Origin of the sequence: Paenibacillus paridis, from assembly GCF_006345825.1 — a bacterium.
Classification (GTDB): Bacteria; Bacillota; Bacilli; order Paenibacillales; family Paenibacillaceae; genus Pristimantibacillus; species Pristimantibacillus paridis.
In genome coordinates, this window is sequence record NZ_VCIX01000090.1 from 162,630 (window position 1) to 187,506 (window position 24,877).

Genomic DNA, 24,877 nt, shown 5'->3' on the forward strand with positions numbered 1-24,877 from the left:
AAGATGAGGCGATAGGTCGGATCAGTCAGTTTTGGGAAGGTTTAGATTTATCAAGTAGTGAGGATATGATTTATCATGAAACTTGCGAATTCTGGGCAAATCAAATTTATTATGATGATGGACTGTGGTGGAGAGTAGAGGATAAAACTCAATTAAGTGTTCGAAAATATCCCAAAGAAAAGAAAAAAATATCTAGCGTTACAACCACATGTGAGTCCGACATGTGATTTTTTTTTGTACTTTTGGCGGTTGATAGCATTTGGTTCAAAGTATCTGAATGATAGGTTGGGATCATAAACGACTGAAACTAATAAAGCGCCGTAAGGGCTACGGCGCTCGTTTGATATTATCGCGGTGGATTAAGAAAAGCTCTACATGTTATAACTATTGCAGACGTAAACACGTACAGTATAACCTCAAAATTAGTTATGGAAATCCCTTTGCCCCTTCATATGGAGGGAACTGCTGTTTTATTTCATTCATCCTAGCTCTAATTACAAATACAGGCTCCATAATTGGATCCGATCAATTTTTGTTACCCGTATTGGATGTGCCTCGCAGAAAGATTCCAACCACTTCTTTTGCCAATGCCCTATTGGATTCGTATTTTAGAAGGGTGTCTTTTTGATTCCCCAGCAGCATCATCGCGGAGAAGGTTTGTGCCAGAAGCATAGGATCGTTGACTCTAAGCACATGGTTGTCCATTGCCGTTTGAAAATGTTCCGCTAATAACTGGTAGATGCTATGTTCGGATTGTCTTATTTCCATTAGTTGTTCCTCATTTAAAAAGGGCTCGGCTTCTCTCAGCATCGTTTCGATTTCGGCATGGGGATTGGTTAACCGCGCTTCGGCTACTGTAACCAATCCGTCTTCGAGGTGTTCGGCCTCCTGTAGAATACGAGATATATGTCTATGGACTTGATTTAAGACGGTTGTAACTGCCACTTTAAATAATTCCGGTTTGCTAGTGAAATGATAATAAATAGCAGGCTTGGACACTTGGCATTCTTCGGCGATTTGCAGCAGCGACACAGACTCGTACCCATACTCCATAAAACGTTTGGATGCAGTCTTAATAATCATTTCCCGTATGGAAGGATCATCTTTTGCATGTTTGGGTCTACCTGGCGCACGTTGCGAGTGTTTTTTTATCATAACTACCTCCATGAATATTTTATGACAATTCATCATTTTAATCAAAAGCATCTTGATAATTTACCTACCGGTAAATATAATTAATGAGATCAAAGTATCTCCTCGATGAAAATGGTTATGGTTGCATCAAGAATAGGCAGGTGAAAAATATTGGCAACGATTACTCGGTTGAAATGGCTTAGTTACGCAACAACGCTGTTTATGTTTTTCGCGACATTTGGAGGTGGCATCGTCACCAGAACAGAGTCCGGTCTGGGATGCGGCACGGAATGGCCAATGTGTCATGGGAAATTTGTTCCCGCTCATACGCTAGCTTCCGTCATCGAATACACGCATAGGCTGGTGAGTACGACAGCAGGCATTTTGGCCGTGGCTACTCTCCTAACTTTTTTAGTGTATTTAAAGCAGCGAAAAGATTTGCAATTTTTTGCAGCATTAACACTGGTTTTTGTCATTATTCAAGGCGCAATGGGGGCATTAGCAGTCGTATTTTCACAATCTCCCCCCGTGATGGCGCTCCATTTGGGCTTCGCCTTTATCGCTTTAGCAAGCTCTTTAATGACGAGTCTTGGCTCGAGACAAGAACAGAAAGCACGGGGACTTGCGAAATTCGAGAAAATGCCGAGGACAAGCAAGGCATTTCGCTATTTTGTATGGTGCTTGACCGTATATTCGTATCTGGTAGTCTATACCGGCGCATTTGTTAGTCATACCGATTCGGCAGGTTCCTGTACCGGATTGTTTTGCACAGGCAGTCGGCTGCCGGAATTGGCAGGAGGGATAACGATTGAATTGACTCACCGGATCGCCGGTATGCTGCTGGTTTTGCTGGTTGTCATATTGTGGTATTGGATTTACAAGTATTACAAGAGCAATCGGGAATTGATGATGCAAGCCCAGTTTGCTGTTGGTCTCATTTTGTTCCAAGTTCTTACTGGCGTAGGCATGCTGTATACGCTTAACCGTCCGGAATTATACATGTTCGTTGTACTAGCCCATATGACCACTATTGCTGTACTATTTGGCATGCTTGCCTACATGAGTTATCTGACATGGAGGCTTTCCAAGCCTACAACAACTGAAAAATAATAAAAGTTATTCAAAGGAGAGCTGCTCAGTGACAAAGACAAAACGAAAACGTATATGGCTGCGCATCCTGCTCGCGGGCTTCGTCCTCATCGCGCTTGTTGCCGCCGGATCATTCCTGTATCTAAAATCTCAAACATACGCACCAAGCACTAAAGCGGAGTCGGCATTGCAAAGCAACAGCGAGGTAAACGTAACAGAGGGGAAAGACGGGTATACATTCGAGCCTGCGGATGGAAGCATCATGCAGCCCAATATTATTTTTTATCCTGGCGGCTTAGTTGAGCCGGGCAGTTATTCGCCGTTTGCAAGCGAGCTTGCTAAGTTAGGTCACCGTGTATACATTGCAAAAATGCCGCTTAATCTGGCTATTTTCGGGCAAAGCAAAGCCGATTCCTTCGTGAAGGAGCATCCGGGCGAATCCTTTGTCATCGGTGGTCACTCGCTTGGAGGCGCGTTTGCGGCTAGATATGCTTCAGAACACAGCGATCAACTGGCAGGCATCTACTTCTTAGCTTCGTATGCCGATGAGAGCGGAAGCCTTGCCGATACTGACCTTGCGGCGCTGCAAATTACAGGTACTTCTGACGCGGTGCTCAATCTTGAGGTATGGGAAAGTTCAAAAGCCAATCTTCCCGAGTTAACGGAATATGTTTCAATCGATGGCGGGAATCACGGACAATTCGGATCCTACGGCCCGCAAAAGGGAGATCGTGATCCTCAAATCGGAGAAGATGACCAGTTGGAGAAGGTTATTGATGCCATGCAGAATTGGATGGAGCAATTTAAAAATAATTAACACAACCTAAAGGATATGTGCAATAACGACATGGAGGCAGCCATCATCAATCGGCTGCCTTCATGTCGTTTAGTTTTTCAATCTATTGTTGCCTTGCTTCCAATAGACCATAATGGTCAGATTTATAAGGTTGAAAGTGATTTTTTAATTAATATCAATGTGAATTTTATGCCTGATTATGAGCAATAAACGATAGTAGATAGAATTGTCCATTTATTGAAAGTTTTCCCGAAGTTTCAATTTCCTCATATCCTAGTTTGTCATTATTGAACTCACTATCAGAATTTTTGAGATAGGTGAAACACTGCTAATAATTGGGTAATACTTATCAATCACCCGATCATGTCACTCAACCTGATCTCACGGTTGTTTGTTCTAAGAATTTTAAAGATTTACAAGTGCCTATGAATACGCTATTCAGTCTATAATAACAAACACAATTAGCCGGCGAGACATACTCTCGACCGGTTATTTTTTGTGCCCCGAAACCTAAGCACTTTGGCGATACGAAGCCCAGCCCTCATACATGATTTTAGTCTCGATTTGCGGCCAGAAGTAAAGCATTTCATCCCGCAGCATCGACAGAATATCACGCTGCCAATCCTGCAAAGTAGGCGAATATTCCTCAATGATCCAGATGATCTCCTTCTCCGGACAAGCATCAGCAGCCTGCGATTGCGCCTTAATTGATCATACATTGATAATACTTATTTTTTATTCAAAAACAGATGGTGAAATGCTATTACTGCGCGGTGACGACAGGAGATTTATCTTTGCACCAGATAGCAGATTGTCTTCGAGGATTAGAAAAATTTCACAAGTAGCTTCATGCGCTTACCCCCACAAACGACATGATAATTTCGAAACTATTTTATAACGAAAGTGAAGGGAGCGGCTCATGAATCACTCGAAAGCGGTAACGCTTATAAGCCGGATCTATCAAAGCCAACATCCGTTATTTGATTCTGAGGAGATGGCTAAAGCAGCAATTGACGATATCGATATTTTTCAAGTCGCTCCCCAAGTTTATTATTTATTGAAGAGCGGCAGTTTATTGGAAGCCTTGCCTTCCGAGTACCGAAGCAGGCTTAAATCTGGCGTGGATGCTGTCTTGTTTCAAAATATGCTGATTCGCTCCGAGATGTACAAGCTTCTCGACGCGTTTGAGCGTTCAGGAATTCAAGTGATCGTGCTGAAGGGTATTCGTTTGTCTGAACGTTTTTTTGGACATTTTTCGGGCAGGGGAACATCCGATATCGATTTGCTTGTACGCCTAGAAGATTTGGATAAGGCGGTTGCCCTATTGGAGGGCCATGAGTTTATCCGGTATATCGAAGACGATGCAGACCATTTCCATATGCTGTTGAATAAATTTTATGCGAATGAGGATTTCCCGCTGCTCGGAGTGGAACTGCATTGGAATATATTGCGCGAGCATGTCTCGGATACGGACATGAGCAGCTTTTGGATGGATGCAGAACTGATTTCTCCCTATCAGTTGGTGAAGGAGCTTTCGGCTAAGGACACCTTTTATTACCTATGTCTTCATGGCTATAACCATAATATGCTATCACTGAAGTATGTTATCGATATTGTGCATGTCCTGAGATGCTGCTGCGCAGAAATAGACTACGGCCAGCTCTTTGCTCAGGCAAAGAGCGATGGGAACTATGCCAAAGTACTAATTGCGCTGACCATTGTCTATGACTTATTTCCCGAGCTGCATGAAACCAAGCCGCTGAACATACGGAGACGCTGGCCGTTTTGGAATATTGAACTGATGCGAAATGCCCAATTCGGGATCAGAAACTGGCGATTTTATGGCTTTCATCTGTTTTCTGCCTTTGTCGCCTACGATTCGGTTAAACAACAGTGGGCACATCTGCGTTATTTACTGTTGCCGCCAAGAGATTATGCCTTGGACCTATTAAAGTATGTGAATAGATCAGACGTCCCGGATTCGAATGAGCCGATGAGCAAAATTTATGCCAAAATCTATAAAAGAAGACTTCAATTATGGATAAGAACCATTCGTGCCAAACAAAAGAAGAATTAAACCGAATATTCTTATGTTATGTATTAAAAAGCAGGTATAAATATAGTTTTTCATAGTATTATTTTACTAAATTTTATAAGTATCATTGACTGCCGCTATAATATGGCATAAATTCCTTAAAAGGAGGTGAATGAAATGAAAAAATATGAAGCTCCTAAAGTGCTTACACAGCATACTGTCGAATTTGGAACAGCTAGACCAAGCGATAAAGTCGGCGGCTACGAATGGTGCCAAAAACGTAATTTCAAACCTATGTTTTGCAGGCATTATATCGGTGGCTAACTAGAAAATAATGATAGGTCTTATCTGGGAAGCGGAGCTAACGATTGTGTTTGCTCCCTTTTTCTTCTCAGGAATAACTTCTGAAGAACGGGCGGTGCATAATGATGTACACATTGCATACACAGGTCGGCAGGAGTTCGATCGCTTTTCAAATTCAAACGACTTTTTTATATGATGAATTGTCCGCGCGTTTTCGTTCCTTTGAAGCAAGAGGAAATCTTGAAGCACCTGACATTCAAGTAGAGGTTTATGACTTTTACGGTAAGCCTTTTGACGATGGTCCGGTTGTGATTCAAGAGAACGGCGGCGAATATGTATATCTCCGTGCGGACTATAAGCTGGTCACAACACCAAATTACAGCCAAGCAAAAATTTTTGTTCACGATGACCTTGCACTTAAGCACGCCTTAATTAATCTCTACAGCGCCTGGCTGATCCATCGGTGCGCAGGACTTCTCATCCATTCGTCATGCGTGGTGGAGGGTGAACGCGCTTGGATGTTCGCCGGTCCTTCGGGAGCAGGCAAATCGACGGTAGCTGCTCTTTCCGTTCCCCGTCCCATTCTTTCCGATGAGGCAACGTTCCTGTTGTTTGAACCGAATGGTTCAATCACCATCCATGATTCTCCATTTCGAAGCGAAATGGAAGAAGCTTGCGAGTTTCCAAGCAGCCCTTTGGCAGGCATTCATTTTCTAATTCAATCGCAGGATGTAAAACGAGTAGGTATCCGCAAAGGCGACGCAATGATTTCGTTGCTGGATAAAGTTTTTTATTGGGAGCATAACAAGCTGGAAACGGCAAAAATGATTGCGCTTTGCAAGCAGGCGGTAGAAGGCGTACCGGCTTACGAGCTGTATTTTCAGAAAAACGATACCTTTTGGGGAGTGATATCATGACGATACTGGCAGGTCAAACATTGCTGAGACGGGAAAATATTGAGACTGCTGAGCTCGATGGCGAGTGGCTGCTGCTGAACATTGATACCCACGCCATCACGAAAGTGAACGAGCTTGGAGGCTTCATATGGTCGATTCTTCCTGAATATCCAACTATCACTGAGTTGGCCGAAAAAGTACATACTGTTTATGGAGTTGAGATAGAAGTTGTCCTTGATGACATTCAGGCGTTTGTTGAGACGTTAATTGAGGCCGGACTGCTCATACATGCATGATTTGGCAACAGTCATGTCAGCAGTAATCCAGCGTACCGGAAAGATCGAGCTGCCCTCAGCGGGTATTAGCATGTATCCTTTAATAAAGGAAGGTAGCGTAAGCACATTCCAATCCGTGCAACGGGAAGAATTGAAGCTTGGTGATATTTGTTTATTTGTTACAGACCAAGGTACTTTAATTGGACATCGACTGTACACCGTAAAGCTGGACGGCTTAAAGGAATTATTTATCTTCAAGGGAGATACATGCTTTGAGACTGATGATCCCGTACCGTTCACAAACATTCTGGGACGATGGTCAGGCGTTCGCCGCAACAGCCGTTTTCAAGCTGCGAATCACTGGAAATCCAGGCTGCTTGCCGCACTGGCTTTGCGTGTACCGAAATGGCACAAAGTGATTCGATGGTGCGCAGAAAGAAACGAGCATTACATGTAACTGCCGGAGAGTGATATTGACAAAGGAGTATTTTAAATTGAAAACGGAGAACGCGAAGCAGGAAGCTGGTAAACCTGTTAACGGCGTCGCAGTCAAGCGACAGGATACGGACAATTCATGGCTCCGTTTAAGGGCGGATGTGGATTTCACCCTACGAAGATTTTGGCAATATGAGGTTGTTTTTAAAAAGTTGACTATGGAAATGGTGGACGGGCACGGGAAAACCATCATGACCTTCCATAAGAAAAAGATAATCGATGTATCCGTTCGCGAGGCTTTCGGCGGAGCATCGTTTTTTATTATAACCGGTGAAGGCGAGATAGAAGCTGCGAGATTCTCGCTTCCGTACATCGAGTCTTTCCGACAGGCGGTTCCCACGATTAGGGACTGGCTGGCGGAAAGGGATGAAGCTGGAGGTCACACCTTCCAAGCTATAGAAGAAAGCACGGAATCGAATAGATGCTCAAAATGCCACAAACCCGCCTCTCCCGGTACAAGCAGATGCTTAAACTGCAGAAGCAGTAAATGGACTATGCTGCGCAGGCTGGCGGCGTACTGTACCCCCTACCGAAGCCCCATGCTGGTAAGCGCGCTGCTGCTTGTTTTATCGGTATTTATTGAAGTAATCCCCCCCTATTTAATCAAAATGATTGTGGATGAAGTGGCCAAACCGTCAGGAAGCTTGAACATGCTTTTTGCCTTGGCGAGCGGTTTGGCCCTTGTGCAGGTATTATCTGCAGCGATGCATGTCGTTCGAAGCTACCTTGGCGTTCGAATAGGAGGGAAACTGGTAGGGGCGATCCGCCGGGATATGTTTGGCGCTTTAATGAAGCTTTCGATGCGCTTCTTCGATCACCGCCAGGTTTCTCAATTTATCGGCCGCATCCAGGAGGATACCGATGAATTGAAAGAATTTTTGACGAACGGCATGGTATATCTAGTGACGCAGATGCTGCTCGCCGTAGGCATCCTGTTTATGCTATTCCATCTGAATGGGCAGTTGGCAGCGATGATTCTGATTCCGACCCCATTCTTGTTTGCCGGATTTTATTGGCTGTGGAAGAGGTTGAGCTCGCTTTGGTATTCGCAATGGCAATCCGCTTTGCATGTCAACAATGTAATTGGCGAAGCGCTGCAAGGCATTCGGGTCATCAAAGCCTTTGCGCAGGAAAATGCCGAGAAAAACCGCTTTGACAAGGTGAATGATCATTGGATCAATCGTACGATTTCCTTTGGTAACCTGTGGCTTGGCGTTTCTCCAATTTTTACGGTACTGACGGCTGTGTTCGGTATCGCTGTGTGGTATTTGGGAGGACGATCGGTCATGTCTGGCACCATGTCTATTGGAACATTGACTGCTTTTACGACCTATTTGCTCATGTTCTTCGGGCCTGTTCAAGCTTCCGGGCAGCTATTAAGCTGGCTTAACCGCTCGCTTGGCTCGGCTGAACGGATTCTCGAAATCATCGATGCAAAGGTTGATGTCCCTGATAAGCAGGACGCGGTGGAGCTTTCTTCCGTTTTTGGCGAGATCCGCTTTCATGATGTACGGTACGGGTATGAGGTAGAACGACCGGTGCTAAAAGATATTAACCTCACCATACGTTCCGGTGAAATGATTGGGCTGGTTGGCCGCTCCGGTGCAGGGAAAACGACTCTCATAAACATGATATGCCGGTTTTATGACCCGAATGCTGGAAGCGTTGCGCTTGACGGACACGACCTGAGAGATATCCGGCAGGAGAGTCTACGGAAGCATATTGGCGTCGTGCTTCAGGAAACGTTTTTGTTCGACGGTACGATTGCCGAGAACATAGCCTACGGCCGTCCGGATAGTCTACCGGAGACCATTATCGCAGCTGCCCACGCCGCGAATGCACACGATTTTATTTGTCGTCTGCCGGAAGGCTACGACACGCGCGTTGGGGAACGCGGACACCGCTTATCGGGCGGGGAGAAACAGCGTATCGCAATTGCGAGAGCGCTTCTGCTGGATCCGGAGATTTTGATCTTAGACGAAGCGACGGCATCTGTTGATACGGAGACAGAGCGGCTAATTCAAGAAGCTTTAACTCGCTTAATCCGGGGAAGAACCACCATCGCGATTGCCCATCGCCTATCCACTCTACGCCATGCAGACAGGCTTGTAGTCCTCGACCAAGGCCGCATTGTTGAAATGGGGACGCATGAAGAGCTTTACGCGAAACAAACACATTATTATCGTTTGGTAGAATCGCAAAAACAAACGGCGAAAATACCATCGGAGGTCGTATAAGATGAACCCGTTGTTCTTTTTAAGCCATTCGGAGCTGAGTAAAATCCGTTTGTTCCGAGCTTCTGACGGTAGTTTGCATTTGGAGCAGGAAGGTAAGGGTTTTGTCCGCGTAACGCTTATTCGCAGTTTTCCATATTCAATGCCCGATAGGTTCATCTCGGTTCGCTCTGCGGAAGGGCATGAAGTTGCAATGATACAGGATGTGAAGCATCTCGCGGAAGATAGCTTTCAGGCGGTACGAGAGGAGCTTGACCGATATTATATGATCCCGAACATTACACAAATTCTGGCCGTTAGAAAAAGAGGCAGCGAGTGGCATTTGCAGGTCGATACGAACTATGGCCCGGCAGCATTAGTCATGGATACCCTCCATGAAAATATCCAACCTGTAGCGGACAGCCGCTGGATAGTAACGGACAATGAAGGACGTCGCTTCGAGCTGTCCGATCCGGAGCAGATGGATGCCCAAAGCCGTGAATATTGGAAGAAGCTGATCTGAATAACATAGAGCGAAATAAAAAATGATCATTTACTAGAGAATTACTGCCAATTAATTGAAGTGGAATGGATGCGCTTAATAAAGACAGGAAAAGTAGCAATTCTGAAACTGTTGCTATAATTAGATACATAAGGGGAACTTGCTCAGTAACGCTTATCAAAGGAGGAAAAAAAGAGTCTTTAAGAAGAAGGTTTTGTATGGATAATGTACTGAGAAAAAAATCTGTATATAAAGGGGGACGATCCCCATCGCCTCCATCATCTCAATCCACTACCGCATGAGGTAGTGGATTTTTGCTGTTTTATGAGTTCTTTTAATGGGTGAGCTTCCCCTGAGGATACAAATTGACTCTAGAATATTAAAGAGTACCACAGCTTGTTGATTAGGTTCTTATCTGACTGGGTATCATGTTCAATTGAAAAGTTCTTTATGTGGGGTTTGATTTTTAGATATACTTTCCGTTTATATTTTTTTATAAAACAAAGTGATTTTTAATTGTTATGTTACTTAATATCTGTTAACCTTAAGTTAAGTAACATTATTCGGAGGGATTCTCTGTGCAATTTGTTAATCCAATTCGGGACTTAGAAACCATACAAGCGATGAAAGATGAGTTGAGAAAACACTCTGTAAGGGATCTTTTGCTTTTTGTATTGGGAATTAATACCGGGATTAGTCTTCTTGATTTGCTCAATCTTACTGTACAGGACGTTTGGGATGGCCAGAATGCTAAGCAATATCTTTATATCAAGGATGAAAGGACAGAAGAGGAAAAGGCTTATTACCTAAACAGCAAGGTTGGGGAGATCCTATTCGAGTATTTATCAAATAATGATTGGAAATCAGAGGATTATTTATTCAAATCCAAAAAGGATTGTCGTCCGATTACCCGTCAGCAGGCGTATCGAATTATTAACCATTCGGCAAGGGAGGTAGGAATATTAGAGAAAATCGGCACCCATACGCTAAGAAAGACGTTTGGTTACCATGCGTATTATAGGGGGGTTGCCATCTCCATCCTAAAGTCGATTTTGCATCATCATTCCACAGCGGAAACGTTAAAGTATCTGGGAATCGACAAGACGGAGAAGAGAACCGTTAAAGTGGATGTAAATTTATAAATGATCTGTGTTGGAACAACAAAAAATCTCCACATTAACATGCAGAGAAGGTTAGTTGCTTTATTCTCTTTTAATTATTAGAGTCGTCAAGATTCATCGCTGCATGAATATCTATGTTTTTTAATTCAGTTACAATTCCGTCAATAACTTGAACGTGTAAAGTTGCAGCATCTTTCATAAACCGGAAAAGTCCGTTATCGAAATCAGTATCGACTTCTTTGAAGAAGATGCCTTCATAATCGGTTTGCTTCTCATGATTGAAGCTTAGCTTGTATTGCTCCCCATCTTTAATCAAATAGGCTCGAATTCCTTTTTCATAAAGACCTTCCTCATCCCGAATATAACGGGCAACGGAAACAATATGCAAGTCGACAAATGGGATCTCGCGAACTAAGGAATTAATGATAGATCCCTTCGTTATTTGTTCCCATCGGCTGTGTGCCGTCTGACCAAGAATAATCTGTGTAATGTTGTTATCTCTGGCCACTTCTGAAATGACCTTATAGACAGGGCGGTTTTCATTGTCCTTCATAACAAACTGGGCCGTAGTATGTGCGTGGGCATATTCTTTCCATTGTTCGATATAGAACAATTTCTCAGCATCCAATTCGTCGAATGGCTTCGGATCAATGGTCAGTATATAAAGTGGAGCTTTCATCAGATTGGCAATTGCACAGCCACGTTTGATTAATCTTTCGCTATTGGGACCATAATACACGCAAACAAGAATGCTCTCATTATAAACGTTGTTATTCATTTTAAGTATTTCACCTCAATGCATTAGTTGGACTCGATTAAACTATGTAAGACTATAGTGGATGTTTCGTAAAGAGTCAATACGCAGGTAAAGAAGCAGAATTCTTAAACAAGGAGGAGTGCGCTTCACTATGTTCTATACCTTTATTTTTCTCCCGTTGATCAGTGCATTGTTTGTTCCCTTACTGTATAAGTATTTCAACCGCTTGGTGCATACGGGATGGTTCGTTTTAGTTGTGCCTCTAACTATTTTTATCTATTTATTGCAGTATATACCTGGCGTAGCCGCTGGTGACACCTATAAATACACCTTATCTTGGATTCCTTCTCTTGATATGAATATTGTTTTCTATGTGGATGGGCTTAGTCTGTTATTCGGTCTGCTCATCAGCGGTGTCGGTGCATTAGTTATTGTTTATTCAATATATTACATGTCTAAGATTCGAGAGGCTCTCCATAATTTCTATATTTATTTGCTGATGTTCATGGGTGCCATGCTGGGATTAGTATTCTCGGATCACCTCTTAGTCCTGTATGGGTTCTGGGAGTTAACCAGCGTTTCTTCCTTCTTGCTGATATCCTATTGGTACGAGCGCAAGAGCTCGCGCCAAGGCGCCTTAAAGGCGATGTTGATTACTGTCCTTGGCGGATTCGGTCTGTTAGCCGGATTTATTATGATGATCATGATGGCGGATACTTACAGCATTCGTGAAATACTTGCTAACCTGGATGTCATCCAAAATCATGCGTTGTTTATTCCTGCGATGCTTTGCGTTTTGTTGGGTGCTTTCACCAAATCAGCGCAATTTCCATTTAGCATTTGGCTGCCGGACGCGATGGAAGCACCAACTCCGGTGAGCAGCTATCTTCACTCGGCTACGATGGTCAAGGCTGGCATTTATTTGGTTGCTCGCATGACTCCGATTTTTGGGGGCAGCTCCGTATGGTTCTGGCTGGTAGCTGGAGTTGGACTCATTACGCTGCTTTATGGCTCTTTGACAGCGCTTAGACAGACTGATCTAAAAGCGATGTTAGCTTATTCTACGATTAGTCAATTGGGATTGATTATGTGTCTGCTAGGAGTCGGCTCATTAGCAGTCTATTTTGGAGCCAGTGACAGCGGCACCGTCTTTGGGGTAGCTGGATTTGCGGCGTTGTTCCATTTGTTTAATCACTCGACCTTTAAAGGAAGCTTGTTCATGGTCGTCGGTATTATTGACCATGAGACAGGTCGGAGGGATATTCGCTACTTAGGCGGTTTGATGCAAGTGATGCCAATCACGTTCACAATCGCTTTGGTTGGCGGATTATCAATGGCGGGATTACCGCCGTTTAACGGTTTTTTGAGTAAGGAAATGTTTTTTGCGGCAGTAAATGAGGTATCCCAGGCTGGAATTTTCGGCTTGAGCAAGATTGGATTGCTATTTCCGATCATTGCTTGGATAGCTAGTATATTTACTTTTGTGTACTGCATGATTTTTATATTTAAAACCTTTGGAGGAACATATCGTCCCGAAAAACTGACGCGAACTGTGCATGAAGCGCCTTGGGGTATGTTGTTTTCTCCAATCATTCTAGGCTTGCTCGTTATCTTCATTTTCTTCTTCCCTAATGTATTGGGCAAATACATTCTTACACCGGCATTAACCTCAATGTTGCCGATGACGGAGATGTCTTCCTATGACCTGAAAATTAGCGTATGGCACGGGTTGAATCTAGAACTCGTGATGACAATCGGTGTTATTGTTGTCGGTCTCCTTTTCTTCAAATCATCGAAGCGATGGATTCAGGCTATGCGTAATTATCCACAAGGATTAACGTTGAACCATTGGTACAATAAGGGCTTATCCGGTACGGAGAGATTCTCGACATCCTTAACGAATGGATATATGACAGGCTCGCTGAGGAGTTATCTGATTTACACGTTTGCATTCTTTGTCATTGTATTGCTAAGCTCGCTTTTGCTGCTTTATGGTATCCGGTTCGATTTTTCTAATGATGCAGCCATTAGTGTTTTTGATGTAGGACTAGTGCTTGCCATGGTGATTGCCGCTGGTACGGTCTTGCTTGCCGGCAATCGAATCGTGGCTATCGTTGCGCTCGGCGCGGTAGGCTATATGGTTGCGATGTTCTTCGTGATCTTTAGAGCTCCAGACCTTGCATTGACGCAAATGGTGGTGGAGACAGTGAGTACGCTGCTGTTCCTGCTGTGCTTCTACCATTTACCGAAGTTGACAAAACAGATCGAACGGATTCCTTTCAAGTTGACGAACCTGATTATATCGATTGCGATGGGTTTAACGGTGACCTTGCTTGCTTTGTCTGCGAATGGACATAAAATGTTTGAACCGATTACCTCGTTTTTTGAAAATGCCTTTGAGCTGGCGGGCGCCAAAAATATAGTTAACGCTATATTGGTGGATTTCCGCGGCTTCGATACGATGCTTGAAATATCCGTGTTGGCCGTTGCAGGGCTAGGTGTATATGTACTAGTTCACCAGCGTTCCAAAGGGAGGGAACAACATGAAAACGAATGATGTGATATTGAAAACCGTAACCCGAGTAGCTGCTGTGATCATATTGACCTTTTCGATCTATTTATTCTCGAACGGTCATCATCATCCGGGAGGGGGATTCATCGGGGGACTGAGCATGTCATCGGCTATTGTCCTGTTGTATCTTTCTTTCGGAGTCGATAAGGTCAGGGAAAATATACGAGTTGATTTCAAGAAGCTTTCAGCGCTTGGCGTGCTGATTGCGATTGGAACCGGAATGGCTGGCGTAATATTCGGCAAACCTTTTTTAACTCAGACCTTCGGTCATGTAGATTTGCCGATCTTTGGAGATACCGAGCTCGCATCTGCTCTGATTTTTGACACTGGAGTCGCTCTGGCTGTCATAGGCACAGCCGTCAATATTATTCTAAGCATAAGTGAGGATCGTTAATATGGAGACATTAATGGTCATACTAGTTGGTATTTTAATTTCTATTGGAACCTATTTGATTCTATCTAAGCAGTTGCTGCGGATTGTGCTCGGAGCGTCGATTGTGGGTCACGCAGTTAATTTGTTGATCATTACTTCTGGCGGGCTGAAGAAGGGGAGCGCCCCGCTGCTGGGAGAGAAGGCCGCAGGCTTTGCAGATGCAATTCCTCAAGCCTTGGTATTAACTGCGATCGTCATTAATTTTGCCGTAACAGCATTAGTACTCGTTCTAAGTTACCGTGCCTATAAGAGCTTCGGGACGGATGACATGGAGCAATTAAGGGGAAATGAGCATGAATAATTTGTTGATCGCACCGGTTATCATTCCTTTGATGACTGGTATGGTTCTTATAATATTCCAGAAAAATATATATCTTCAGCGGATTCTTAGTCTAGTTGCCTTGCTAGCCACTGTCGTCGTTGCCATTCTACTGATGAATCAGATCAAAGATAGCGGTATTCAAACGATTCAGCTAGGCGGCTGGGAAGCGCCTTTCGGCATTAGCTTCGTGGGTGATATGTTCAGCGCCTTACTGCTCTTGGCTACTTCAATTGTCGCAGTAGGCTGTCTGATCTATGCCTTTTCCTCGATTGGTCGAAAACAAGAAAAGCTTTATTTCTATCCGTTATTTTTGTTTTTGCTTACAGGTGTCAATGGTTCGTTCTTGACAGGGGATTTGTTTAATTTATATGTATTTTTTGAAATGTTTCTGGTTGCTTCCTATGTACTCATTTCACTAGGGGGAACTCAGAAGCAGCTTCGCGAATCGCTGAAGTATATATTTACGAATATTATTGCGTCAGCGTTCTTTTTGATTGGGATTGCCTATTTATATTCGATGACGGGCACATTGAACCTCGCCCATTTATCACAACGGATCGCAGAGATCGGACAGGATGGGCTAATTACGACCGTCGCCTTGTTATTCCTGATTGTATTTGCGATGAAGGCGGGCTTGCTCCTCTTCTTCTGGCTGCCAGGCTCCTATAGCGTACCGCCAACGGCAATCGCCGCTATTTTCGCAGCGTTGCTCACTAAGGTGGGAATATATGCTATTTTCAGGATGTTTACACTTATCTTTTATCATGAACCGCAGATTACCCATCTGTTTATCGGGATACTAGCTGCAATTACGATGGTTTTAGGCGGACTTGGAGCGATCGGTTTTTGGGATTTGAGAAAAATTTTAACCTACAACGTAATTATAAGTGTCGGATTTATAATGGCTGGACTCGTCTCTTTTACAACTACAGGCATAACGGGTTCCATTTATTATTTAATTCATGACATCCTGATTAAGGGGCTTATATTTATAATTGGGGGAACGATTGTTCATCTCACAGGTACAAGCGATTTGAGGAAAATTAGCGGCTTAATTCGGCTTCACCCTCAATTAGGCTGGATGTTCTTCATTGCAGCTTTGTCTATGGTTGGAATTCCGCCGTTAAGTGGTTTCCTTGGTAAAGTATTTACGACGCAAGGCGTCTTTGAATCCGGTTATTATTGGCTGGGTGCAATTGGGCTGTTGGCCAGCTTGCTCATCTTGTATTCAATGATCAAATTGTTTATGAACGCTTTCTGGGGCGAAACGACTCTAAGTGTAGATGAGGAGAAGGGGACGACGAAAGGCTTGTTGTTTCCGATCGCTCTGTTGACGCTGGCTAGTGTTGCACTGGGAGTCGGCGCGGAGGCGATTACGGGTTACGTAGACCAAGCTGCGGAAGAATTGTTGAATCCAAGCTTATATATTAAGGCCGTGTTTGAATAAAGGAGGAAACAGCCATGCCCGTTCAGGTGCTACTCAACATATTCATCGCCTACTTGTGGATGTTTCTGCAAGAGGATATGAGCATATTAAACTTTATCAGCGGTTACTTTGTAGGTCTATTTATTTTATTGTGCATCCGCCGATTTTTTAAAACATCGTTTTATCTGTTTACGCTAATCGCAATTGGCAAGCTGTTCATTCTGTTTATCCATGAGCTGAATATTTCTGCGATGATGGTCGTGAAGCATGTTCTCCGCCCTAAAATCGATGTTAAGCCGGGAATTTTCAAGGTAGAAACGGATTTGGAGGGGGATTTGGAGATTACGCTCCTATCCTTATTAATTTGCTTAACGCCAGGTTCAGTCATTATGGAGGTAAGCCCTAATTCAAAGGTACTGTACATTCACGGTCTGAACATGCCTGAATCTAAGGATGCTGTATTAAAATCAAAATCTATTTTCGAAAAAGCGATAAAGGATGTGACGAGAAAATGATATTTAAGACGGTGTTGGTCATTGCATTATGTATTTTAGCGTTGGCCATATTAGCGAATTTATATCGGATTATAAAAGGGCCTTCCAGTGCAGACCGCGTTCAAGCGTTGGATTCTATCGGTATTAATCTGATAGCCAGTACTGCCGTTTTCTCCGTGCTTTTGCACACACATGCCTTTTTTGACCTCATACTACTGATCGGAATCCTTTCATTTATCGGAACAGTTGCCTTTGCCAGATTTATTGAAAGAGGTGTTGTTATTGAACGTAAGCGGTGAAATAATCGGGGCCGTCCTTATTCTCATAGGAGCCATTTTCAGCTTGTTCAGCGCGATTGGAATTGTGCGGTTACCTGATGTGTACACAAGATCTCATGCTGCATCTAAAAGTTCTACGCTTGGCGTGCTGTGTGCGCTCGTTGGAACATTGCTGTATTTCTTAATTTCTGACGGTTATTTCAGCATCCGCCTTATCTTGGGAATCTTCTTTGTGTTTTTGACAGCTCCAGTGGCCGCCCATGTGATCACTCGGGCTGCTTATCGTGACAAGGTGCCGTTAGCAGAGCAGAGCGTCCAAGATGAATTGAAGGACTATTATATGGAGAATGAAATCGCTCGGATAGAAGATAAGGTCGAAATAGTTAATTATCAGACAAAATGAAAAAGCATGCGTTAGCTAGGCAGGTTGCTTTGCGAGAGTTGGCTGCCTTTAACGCCGAATGCTTCTAAGCGCATGTTGTATGCCTGAGACGTATATTGGAAGCCTTGATCCGAGTGGAGAACGGCTTCTGAAACGTCTCTTTTTCTTGTCCACTCTTCGACTGTATCCAGCACGAGTTGCACATCGTTGCGCGTAGACAACTGCCAAGCGACAACCTCATTGTTGAATAGATCTTGAATGACAGAGAGGTAGTGGAAGTTCGTACCGTCGGAAATGTAGGTCATATCCGTGACCATTTTTTGTGAAGGTGCTGTGGCATGGAATTCGCGTTTAAGACAGTTCGGGTACACGACCGAGGGCGTGTAATGCCATGCAGCCAGCTTAAATTCTTCTGTATATTGCTTAAATGTTTGTCCCTTTTTAGCCATAGAAAAATCCCCTCCAAGTTCACTCTTTCCTTCATGATAACATGAGGTTTTTTTTGAGTGTCTACTTAAAGGGGATAATACCATGAGATTGGGTTCTTTGTATTAACATTATACATGGTATCTGTTAAAAGCAGAATTTAAGAAGCACTATCCTCGTAACTCAAACAAACTTCCGACTCGTCTTCTTCCCATCACAGCTAAACACGATCTTCTTATCCTCTACAAAGGTCTCCAAATGAACGTTTTTCCCCCAAAGCTGAACAACATGAGGAAGCGTGCGCTCCACGTATTTCAGATCAAGCTCCATACCTTCATATTCATGAATGAGATAGAGCTCGCCTACACGATTGAAGTCCCCATCTTTAACCATAAGGCTGGGAAAGCCGCCGTTGACCTTGGAATAGACGAGCTGGTCGCGAATATTCTCCCAAGATTTATCAGTAATTTTCCATTCTGGTCCTTTTTTCTCGAAAATATAAAGATCCAGATCGTTGACTAAATCCTTGGTTAAGTAATTGCGCAGGAAGGAGATGTCGGAGTCGAGCTCCCGAACCTCGAACATCTTTTCTCTGCCTTTACCGGGAACGCGGCCGAAGCGGCGCTGCTCTTCAGCAGTAGGATTGTCAAAGCGGCGCTCGATATCCTCGAATATTTTCAAACCTAAATAGTAGGGATTCAGGGTATGGCGGGACGGCTGTACGACGGAAGAGTTGAGCTTGGCGAATTCGATAGTTTCCTCGCTGGTCAAGTCCAGCTCGCGAATGATGCGCTGATGCCAATACGAAGCCCAGCCCTCATTCATGATTTTAGTCTCGATTTGCGGCCAGAAGTAAAGCATTTCATCCCGCAGCATCGACAGAATATCACGCTGCCAATCCTGCAAAGTAGGCGAATATTCCTCAATGAACCAGATGACATCCTTCTCCGGACGAGGCGGGAAACGCTTAGCATCAGCAGCTTGAGATTGTGCAGCAGCCTCGGCTGCAGCTGTTCGGTCAGGATCTAGATTCCATAAATCATCATACTGAGAGGCCGGGATGTTCCATTCTGAGCGTTGGCTGTCTTTTTGTACCATTTCGATATATCTTTTCTTATCGAGCTGGTAGGGCTTGATCAGTGTCGGGTCTACATGCTCCTGTATTGCAAGGATAGCGTCTATGAACTTCTCGACGGCTTCGGTGCCGTGATCCATCTCATATTGATGAATCCGATCGGCGGTAGCAGACATGCTCTCGACCATATTGCGATTGGTCACGCCGAAGCGGGCGTTATTTTTGAAAAAATCGCAGTGTGCGAGCACGTGGGCGACGATGAGCTTGTTTTGGATCAGGGAGTTGCCCTCCAGAAGAAAGGCATAGCAGGGGTTGGAGTTAATGACGAGCTCGTAGATTTTGCTAAGGCCAAAATCATACTGTAATTTCATTTTATTGAAACTTTTACCGAAACTCCAATGACTGAACCTCGTCGGCATGCCGTAAGCGCCAAAGGTATAAATAATTTCGGCAGGACAAATCTCATAGCGCATTTGATAAAAATCCAGTCCAAAGCCTTGCGCGATTTCTGTTATTTCATCGATGGATCGCTCCAAAGCACGAATCTCATCTTGGGTCATCCGTCATCCCTCCGCATTCGAAAATACGATTCATACCATTTGTATGTAGGATTGGCCAAGGTTATGACGATAGAGCACAAAGCATCCCGCGAATCGAACGGCAGCATTTTCAGGAAACATTCAGCTTCCATTCAGCTTTATCTCAGTACTTTCCATTAACCTATAGGAAGTGGATAAGCATAACCCTTCAAAGGAAAACATCATTCACAATGATAAAAAGGAGGATATAGATGAAAAACAAGAAATTAATTTCGTTGGCAGCGGCATTAATCATTGTTATTGGTGGAGCTGTTTATTTTGTTTATGACGGATTGACAGGCAATCATGTGGAAATTGAAAGCGTCATTGCGCAAGCTCCTGCTGAAAATAACAGCACTGAGGTGTCTGGCAGCGGGGAGTCTACAACTGATGAGGCAACGCCAGCATCCAATGAGGCTGCGGACGTTGACGGTGAGTGGAGCATTGGTTCAGATTCAAAGGTTTATTTTTCCGTAACTACCTCTAGAGATACCGTAAACTATGAGCTTGCTAAGGTAACAGGCAGCTGGAATCTTAATTCGAAGGATGCTGCGCAGACTAAAGCGGAAGGAACTGTTGAAGTGACCAGCATGGACTCGGGAAATGCACAACGAGATCAGCATATTTCGGAAGCGGAATATTTGGACACGGTGCAATTTCCGAATGCGACCTTTGTGGCTAAGTCCTTCGAGGGTCTTCCAACAGAGTGGAATACGGGTGAGGTATACGATGTGAGCATGACAGGTGAGCTCACCGTAAAAGGAATTACGAAAGAGGTTGTCTTCACGGGTCAGACGGTATATGATCAGGGCTCACTTAAGCTTGAGGCAAGCACGGTCGTTACCTTTGATGACTTTGGCATGAAAAATCCCCATACCGTAGTCATGGATACGGAAAACAACTTAACGGTCGAGCTTCGTTTATCATTAAGCAAAGGATAAGACGCGTTTGAAAACAGCAACAAAAGCGAAGGGCTTCCTGCAGAGGAGGCTCTTTTTTTTAGCTATGCCTTCTAGCGGATAAGCTCAAAAAAGGGAAACATTAGGATCTCCCTCCTTAGAAAAGGGAAATGCGGAATAACGTCGAATAAATGTAGGAGAATGTCGGTTTTCACCGTTGTAATGGAATGATTCATTTCAGAGAGGAACATCATCGTGGTTCAATCCGTCCTTTTGCCTGTTATCCATGGCTTGCTTTATATGATTGCGGCTTGTCTTCTTTTTCTTGTCATTAACCCAAAGTTTATGTTTGACGGCCAGCGGCGCAAGTTGCTTTTTTTGGCTATTCTGACTTTATTGAGCTTTATCTACCTTGGGTATGAGGAACATAACCCCATGGTCTATGCCCTGCACCTTATTCCTATATCCATAGCGCTGGCTTCTTTATATGAGGGAGCCGTGCCTGGCATTGCCACCTGGGCGGCGTTTGTCTTTTGCGGGATCTTCGTCGTAGAAACGGAGGGGCTTCCTACTTTGCTTGCCGGCACGGTTATTCTAGGGCTTGGTCTGTTTGTTCATTATAAGATGGAGAACAGCTCTCATAACCGAATGTCTTTTTATACGATCAGTCTCGTTATGATCTATTTACTCATTTATTTAAGTACGCATTGGCTGCAAGGCAGGTGGGAGGATTCTCGCTTGGTCACCGTCATCGTAACGATGACGTTAATCTCTTCTTTATTTACCAATTTCATTTATTTCTATGTGAAGCATCAGGAGCGATTTCAGAGGGAGCTTATTCTCTCGGAGAAATACCAGCTAATCGGGCAATTGGCTGCCTCTCTCTCGCATGAAATTCGCAATCCATTAACGACGACAAGAGGATTCTTGCAGCTGATGGGGAATGAAAATGTTAGCAAAGAGGCGATGGAGCGCTACCGTACTTACGCCTTTGAAGGCATAGACCATGCAAATAGTATCATTACGGATTATTTGAATTTTTCCAAACCTTCACTGGAAGAGCCGACGCTGCTGAATGTAAGAGAAGAAGTAGACGGTGTCATTTCGTGGCTGCACCCGTTCTCAGTCGTGGCGAACATAACGATTAATGTCCATCATTTAGCGGACACGTCCTTGCAAATATGGGGAGAACCCAAGAAATTTCAACAATGCCTGCTGAATGTGATGAAAAATGCGATTGAATCGATGCCCGAAGGCGGCTCTTTAACCGTACATACGAGGCTGAAGCTAGAGATGGTCCAAATCATTATTCGCGACACAGGCGTAGGTATGAGCAGCACGGCAATAAAAAGAGTAGGCCGTCCCTATTTTACAACAAAGGAAAGCGGCACAGGACTTGGGTTGATGGTCGTTGTAAGCTTAGTGAAAGCAATGAATGGGAAAATTTATTTCAGAAGCAAACCAAATGAGGGTACGATTTGCGAAATGCATTTTGGACTCATCACGAATCAATAAGAACCTTTGGGGTGAAGCCGTCCGGATAGTTACTTTTGGACAGAAGAGGCTGGCTTAAAGGTTCTTTTCGTTTTGTTTGATTCCGTACATCGCTTGATCTGCATCGCTGATCAGTTCCTTCAGGCTGCTGCCTGCCCCATGCTTGGCGCTAATGCCGACGCTTGCTGAAATGGAAATCGTATGGCCCTCTATCATGAAGGGCTCGTTGATGGAGTCTTTGATCTTTTTTGCAACAAAATCAATATCTTGATTGTCAACGAGATGCTGGAAACAGATGACGAATTCATCACCGCCATATCGAACGAGGATATCGCTTTTCCTGACGCTTTGTTTAAGTCTTGCGGCAATCTGCAGCAGAAGCGCGTCTCCAAAGTCATGCCCGAAGGTATCGTTAACATCCTTGAAATCATCAATATCAATAAACATGACGCTAAACTGCTTGTCTGAGCTATTTTGATATAAATGAGACAAGTAGCGCCGGTTGTACAAGCCGGTCAAACTATCGGTCACGCTTGCATTTTCCAAATCCAAAATATAACCAAAAAATGCCGCCATGGATTCGAGAAAGGCGAGCTGCTGATCTGTGAACCGGATAGGCTCGTGATGCCAAGCGCAGATCGCGCCTACGGGGTGATGGTCAGAGGTAGATACTGCTATGCCGATAAATGAAGTGGCTTCAAGCTGCTGGGTAATCGGAAGAGAGGCTGTACGCTGATCATCGTGTATGTTCGGAATGCTGAGTAAAGGAGCGGTATGTTGTAGGACGAGGGTGCTATAGTTTTGTAGCAAAGTGATTTGGGTACTGTTTGGATTCGATATCTCATGGCGACTGAATGCCCGGAGAATTCGGCTTCCCGTACCATTGGCCATTGCAACTGCAAGGGTGTCTACATGAAGAAAGTGCTTCAGGGTATCAATGATATGGTCGGCTGCATCATCTAGTGAGCGTGTGTTACTGCTCATGTTCTCAACTCCTGCCGTAGTGTTGAAACCAAGGGATTACCTTATAGTTCCATAGTAGTCTAAAAGACGTGCCAACTCAAGAAAAAAGTAGTTTATTTAGGGATATTGAACTATTTCCGGTGAGAAAACTCTGCCTTTTTCAGATAAAGGCGAATCTCTTAATCAGTAAAGCGTTTGAAGTAACGAATGTATTATTTCAAAACACATAAAATTAATACTTGAATTAACTATGAAGCTGTAGTTAAATATATAGTAACAGCGCTTGTTAAGGAATAAGTTACTGAGTTAATGAATATATTAATTAATGATGAGGTGGGTAAGCATGGCAGACAAGGCAACGATGATTGTGGATAAGGATTTTCAAATTGGCGAGGTTGATAAACGTATTTACGGTTCATTTATAGAGCATCTGGGTCGTGCGGTTTATGGAGGAATCTATGAGGCCGATCATCCGCAAGCAGACGAACAAGGATTTCGCTCCGACGTGCTTGAGCTGGTGAAAGGGATTGATGTGCCCATCGTTCGTTATCCGGGCGGAAATTTTGTATCCGGTTACAACTGGGAGGATGGCATAGGTCCGGTAGACAAACGCCCGAAGCGGTTGGAGCTTGCTTGGCGAACAATCGAGCCGAACTGGATTGGCTTTAATGAATTCATGGATTGGTGCAAGAAGGCGAATACAGAAGCGATGATGGCTGTTAACCTAGGTACGCGCGGGATTGACGATGCCCGTAATCTGATTGAATATTCTAACCATAAGTCAGGCTCTTATTGGAGTGACCTTCGAATTGCGCACGGATACAAAGATCCGCATAACGTAAAAACCTGGTGCTTGGGCAATGAGATGGACGGACCATGGCAAATTGGCCACAAAACGTCCGTAGAATACGGACGGCTTGCCAACGAAACAGGTAAAGCGATGCGCTGGGTAGATCCGACCATTGAGCTTGTTGCCAGCGGAAGCTCGCATATCGGTATGCCGACATTCCCAGAATGGGAAGCAACCGTCCTTGATTTGGCTTATGATACCGTTGACTATGTATCTATTCATCAATATTACGGAAATTCACAAAATGATACGCAAAACTTCCTTGCACAGTCTATGAGCATGGATTCTTATATCAATACCGTAATTTCAACTTGCGATTACGTTCAGGCGAAAAAACGCGGCAAGAAAAAAATCAATCTTTCCTTCGACGAGTGGAACGTGTGGTTCCATTCGAACGCGCAAGACAAAGAGCTGGAGCCATGGCAAATCGCGCCTCCTCAGCTTGAGGATGTGTATACCCATGAGGATGCACTTGTTGTCGGATGTATGCTGATCAGCATGTTGAAGCGTGCAGACCGTGTCAAAATGGCTTGCATCGCACAGCTGGTAAATGTGATCGCGCCAATTATGACCCAAAACGGCGGACCGGCATGGAAGCAAACGATTTATTACCCTTATATGCATGCCAGTATTTTCGGACGCGGAACGGTGCTCGTGCCGCTCGTGAAATCGCCTAAGCACGATACGAAGGATTTTACAGATGTTCCGTATTTGGAGACGGTTGCTGTCCATAATGAAGAGAAAGAGGAAGTGACGATCTTTGCGGTTAACCGCAACATCGAAGAAGCGCTGCCTTTTGAAATCGATCTTCGCAGCTTCGGGGAGTTCCGTATTATTGAGCACATCGTGCTGGAGCATGCGGATTTAAAAATGACAAACACAGTTGACGCGCCAAACCGCGTAACCCCTCATACATCCGGCAATGCTGCAATTTCAGACGGCGGTAAGATTCAAGCAACGCTTGGCAAAGCATCTTGGAACGTGATTCGCATCAAACTATAAGAAGAACTAACAGGGGGATCCGGAAGCCGCTATTGCGGCTTTTGTGATGCCCTTCTATTATTAAGAA

General features: G+C 44.1%; 25 protein-coding genes and 1 pseudogene. 20 read left to right on the forward strand and 6 right to left on the reverse strand.

Features of this window, described 5'->3' with window-relative positions:
• Positions 1-525: 525 nt before the first annotated feature.
• Positions 526-1,155, reverse strand: a complete 630-nt coding sequence (locus FJQ58_RS20015) for a TetR/AcrR family transcriptional regulator (RefSeq protein WP_139996542.1) — start codon at positions 1,153-1,155, stop codon at positions 526-528.
• Between the two features lie 150 nt (positions 1,156-1,305).
• Here FJQ58_RS20015 and FJQ58_RS20020 point away from each other — a divergent pair, with 150 nt between their 5' ends.
• Together FJQ58_RS20020 and FJQ58_RS20025 are read left to right on the forward strand one after the other, a co-directional pair.
• Complete coding sequence (locus tag FJQ58_RS20020) at positions 1,306-2,244, forward strand: COX15/CtaA family protein (protein WP_238404196.1); 939 nt, start codon at positions 1,306-1,308, stop codon at positions 2,242-2,244.
• A 28-nt stretch (positions 2,245-2,272) separates the two neighbouring features.
• Positions 2,273-3,040, forward strand: a complete 768-nt coding sequence (locus FJQ58_RS20025) for an alpha/beta fold hydrolase (RefSeq protein ID WP_139996543.1) — start codon at positions 2,273-2,275, stop codon at positions 3,038-3,040.
• 504 nt (positions 3,041-3,544) lie between these two features.
• Here the strand turns inward: FJQ58_RS20025 and FJQ58_RS20030 are convergent.
• Positions 3,545-3,727: pseudogene (locus tag FJQ58_RS20030) on the reverse strand (SpoVR family protein); the annotation flags it as partial.
• A gap of 211 nt (positions 3,728-3,938) precedes the next feature.
• Between FJQ58_RS20030 and FJQ58_RS20035 the strand changes: the two are divergent.
• The 8 genes from FJQ58_RS20035 to FJQ58_RS20065 all read left to right on the forward strand — a co-directional run bounded on the left by FJQ58_RS20035 (position 3,939) and on the right by FJQ58_RS20065 (position 10,880).
• Complete coding sequence (locus tag FJQ58_RS20035) at positions 3,939-5,096, forward strand: nucleotidyltransferase domain-containing protein (RefSeq protein ID WP_139996544.1); 1,158 nt, start codon at positions 3,939-3,941, stop codon at positions 5,094-5,096.
• Positions 5,097-5,231: 135 nt separating this feature from the next.
• Complete coding sequence (locus tag FJQ58_RS32400; protein ID WP_157265932.1) at positions 5,232-5,378, forward strand: hypothetical protein; 147 nt, start codon at positions 5,232-5,234, stop codon at positions 5,376-5,378.
• Between the two features lie 101 nt (positions 5,379-5,479).
• Positions 5,480-6,274: a hypothetical protein gene (locus tag FJQ58_RS20040; protein ID WP_238404198.1), complete on the forward strand. Its 795-nt coding sequence runs from the start codon at positions 5,480-5,482 to the stop codon at positions 6,272-6,274.
• Positions 6,271-6,549, forward strand: a complete 279-nt coding sequence (locus tag FJQ58_RS20045; RefSeq protein ID WP_139996546.1) for a PqqD family protein — start codon at positions 6,271-6,273, stop codon at positions 6,547-6,549. Before FJQ58_RS20040 ends, FJQ58_RS20045 begins: the two co-directional genes overlap by 4 nt.
• Positions 6,542-6,985 carry a S24/S26 family peptidase gene (locus FJQ58_RS20050; RefSeq protein ID WP_139996547.1) on the forward strand — a complete coding sequence of 148 codons (444 nt, stop codon included), beginning with the start codon at positions 6,542-6,544 and terminating at the stop codon, positions 6,983-6,985. The genes FJQ58_RS20045 and FJQ58_RS20050 overlap by 8 nt, the downstream gene beginning before the upstream one ends.
• Positions 6,986-7,022: 37 nt before the next feature.
• Entirely contained in the window at positions 7,023-9,260 is a 2,238-nt protein-coding gene (locus FJQ58_RS20055) for an ABC transporter ATP-binding protein (RefSeq protein ID WP_238404199.1), read from the forward strand.
• Between the two features lies 1 nt (position 9,261).
• Positions 9,262-9,759, forward strand: coding sequence for a DUF1854 domain-containing protein (locus FJQ58_RS20060; protein WP_139996548.1), 498 nt, complete (start codon positions 9,262-9,264; stop codon positions 9,757-9,759).
• Between the two features lie 557 nt (positions 9,760-10,316).
• Positions 10,317-10,880, forward strand: coding sequence for a tyrosine-type recombinase/integrase (locus FJQ58_RS20065; protein WP_139996549.1), 564 nt, complete (start codon positions 10,317-10,319; stop codon positions 10,878-10,880).
• Between the two features lie 70 nt (positions 10,881-10,950).
• On the opposite strand, the gene FJQ58_RS20070 is transcribed toward FJQ58_RS20065, so the two are convergent.
• Positions 10,951-11,637: a universal stress protein gene (locus FJQ58_RS20070; RefSeq protein WP_139996550.1), complete on the reverse strand. Its 687-nt coding sequence runs from the start codon at positions 11,635-11,637 to the stop codon at positions 10,951-10,953.
• A gap of 130 nt (positions 11,638-11,767) precedes the next feature.
• Between FJQ58_RS20070 and FJQ58_RS20075 the strand changes: the two genes are divergently transcribed.
• The 7 genes from FJQ58_RS20075 to FJQ58_RS20105 are packed head-to-tail and all read left to right on the forward strand — an operon-like array spanning position 11,768 to position 17,544.
• On the forward strand, positions 11,768-14,173 hold the full coding sequence (locus FJQ58_RS20075) for a Na+/H+ antiporter subunit A (protein WP_139996551.1): 2,406 nt from the start codon (positions 11,768-11,770) through the stop codon (positions 14,171-14,173).
• Positions 14,160-14,582: a Na(+)/H(+) antiporter subunit B gene (locus FJQ58_RS20080; protein WP_139996552.1), complete on the forward strand. Its 423-nt coding sequence runs from the start codon at positions 14,160-14,162 to the stop codon at positions 14,580-14,582. Before FJQ58_RS20075 ends, FJQ58_RS20080 begins: the two co-directional genes overlap by 14 nt.
• Before the next feature lies 1 nt (position 14,583).
• Positions 14,584-14,922, forward strand: a complete 339-nt coding sequence (locus FJQ58_RS20085; RefSeq protein WP_139996553.1) for a Na(+)/H(+) antiporter subunit C — start codon at positions 14,584-14,586, stop codon at positions 14,920-14,922.
• Positions 14,915-16,390 (forward strand): Na+/H+ antiporter subunit D, encoded by a 1,476-nt coding sequence (locus tag FJQ58_RS20090; RefSeq protein ID WP_139996554.1) that lies wholly within the window; start codon positions 14,915-14,917, stop codon positions 16,388-16,390. The genes FJQ58_RS20085 and FJQ58_RS20090 overlap by 8 nt, the downstream gene beginning before the upstream one ends.
• A 14-nt stretch (positions 16,391-16,404) precedes the next feature.
• Positions 16,405-16,884 (forward strand): Na+/H+ antiporter subunit E, encoded by a 480-nt coding sequence (locus FJQ58_RS20095; protein WP_139996555.1) that lies wholly within the window; start codon positions 16,405-16,407, stop codon positions 16,882-16,884.
• Positions 16,881-17,162, forward strand: coding sequence for a Na(+)/H(+) antiporter subunit F1 (locus FJQ58_RS20100; RefSeq protein WP_139996556.1), 282 nt, complete (start codon positions 16,881-16,883; stop codon positions 17,160-17,162). The genes FJQ58_RS20095 and FJQ58_RS20100 overlap by 4 nt, the downstream gene beginning before the upstream one ends.
• Positions 17,140-17,544, forward strand: coding sequence for a Na+/H+ antiporter subunit G (locus tag FJQ58_RS20105; RefSeq protein WP_420799852.1), 405 nt, complete (start codon positions 17,140-17,142; stop codon positions 17,542-17,544). The genes FJQ58_RS20100 and FJQ58_RS20105 overlap by 23 nt, the downstream gene beginning before the upstream one ends.
• 11 nt (positions 17,545-17,555) lie before the next feature.
• On the opposite strand, the gene FJQ58_RS20110 is transcribed toward FJQ58_RS20105, so the two are convergent.
• Both FJQ58_RS20110 and FJQ58_RS20115 read right to left on the reverse strand, forming a co-directional pair.
• A complete protein-coding gene (locus FJQ58_RS20110) occupies positions 17,556-17,972 on the reverse strand; it encodes a DDE-type integrase/transposase/recombinase (protein ID WP_162341632.1) in 417 nt (138 codons plus the stop codon).
• A gap of 160 nt (positions 17,973-18,132) precedes the next feature.
• The gene (locus tag FJQ58_RS20115) at positions 18,133-19,584 is read right to left on the reverse strand and encodes a SpoVR family protein (protein WP_139996559.1); all 1,452 of its coding nucleotides are present in this window, start codon (positions 19,582-19,584) and stop codon (positions 18,133-18,135) included.
• Between the two features lie 230 nt (positions 19,585-19,814).
• On the opposite strand from FJQ58_RS20115, the gene FJQ58_RS20120 reads away from it, so the two are divergent.
• Positions 19,815-20,543, forward strand: a complete 729-nt coding sequence (locus tag FJQ58_RS20120; protein ID WP_139996560.1) for a YceI family protein — start codon at positions 19,815-19,817, stop codon at positions 20,541-20,543.
• Between the two features lie 213 nt (positions 20,544-20,756).
• A complete protein-coding gene (locus FJQ58_RS20125) occupies positions 20,757-22,016 on the forward strand; it encodes an ATP-binding protein (protein WP_139996561.1) in 1,260 nt (419 codons plus the stop codon).
• A 54-nt stretch (positions 22,017-22,070) separates the two neighbouring features.
• Here FJQ58_RS20125 and FJQ58_RS20130 read toward each other — a convergent pair whose 3' ends face one another.
• The gene (locus FJQ58_RS20130; protein ID WP_139996562.1) at positions 22,071-22,979 is read right to left on the reverse strand and encodes a sensor domain-containing diguanylate cyclase; all 909 of its coding nucleotides are present in this window, start codon (positions 22,977-22,979) and stop codon (positions 22,071-22,073) included.
• A 322-nt stretch (positions 22,980-23,301) separates the two neighbouring features.
• Here FJQ58_RS20130 and arfA point away from each other — a divergent pair, with 322 nt between their 5' ends.
• Positions 23,302-24,810, forward strand: a complete 1,509-nt coding sequence (gene arfA, locus FJQ58_RS20135) for an arabinosylfuranosidase ArfA (RefSeq protein WP_139996563.1) — start codon at positions 23,302-23,304, stop codon at positions 24,808-24,810.
• Positions 24,811-24,877: the final 67 nt, after the last annotated feature.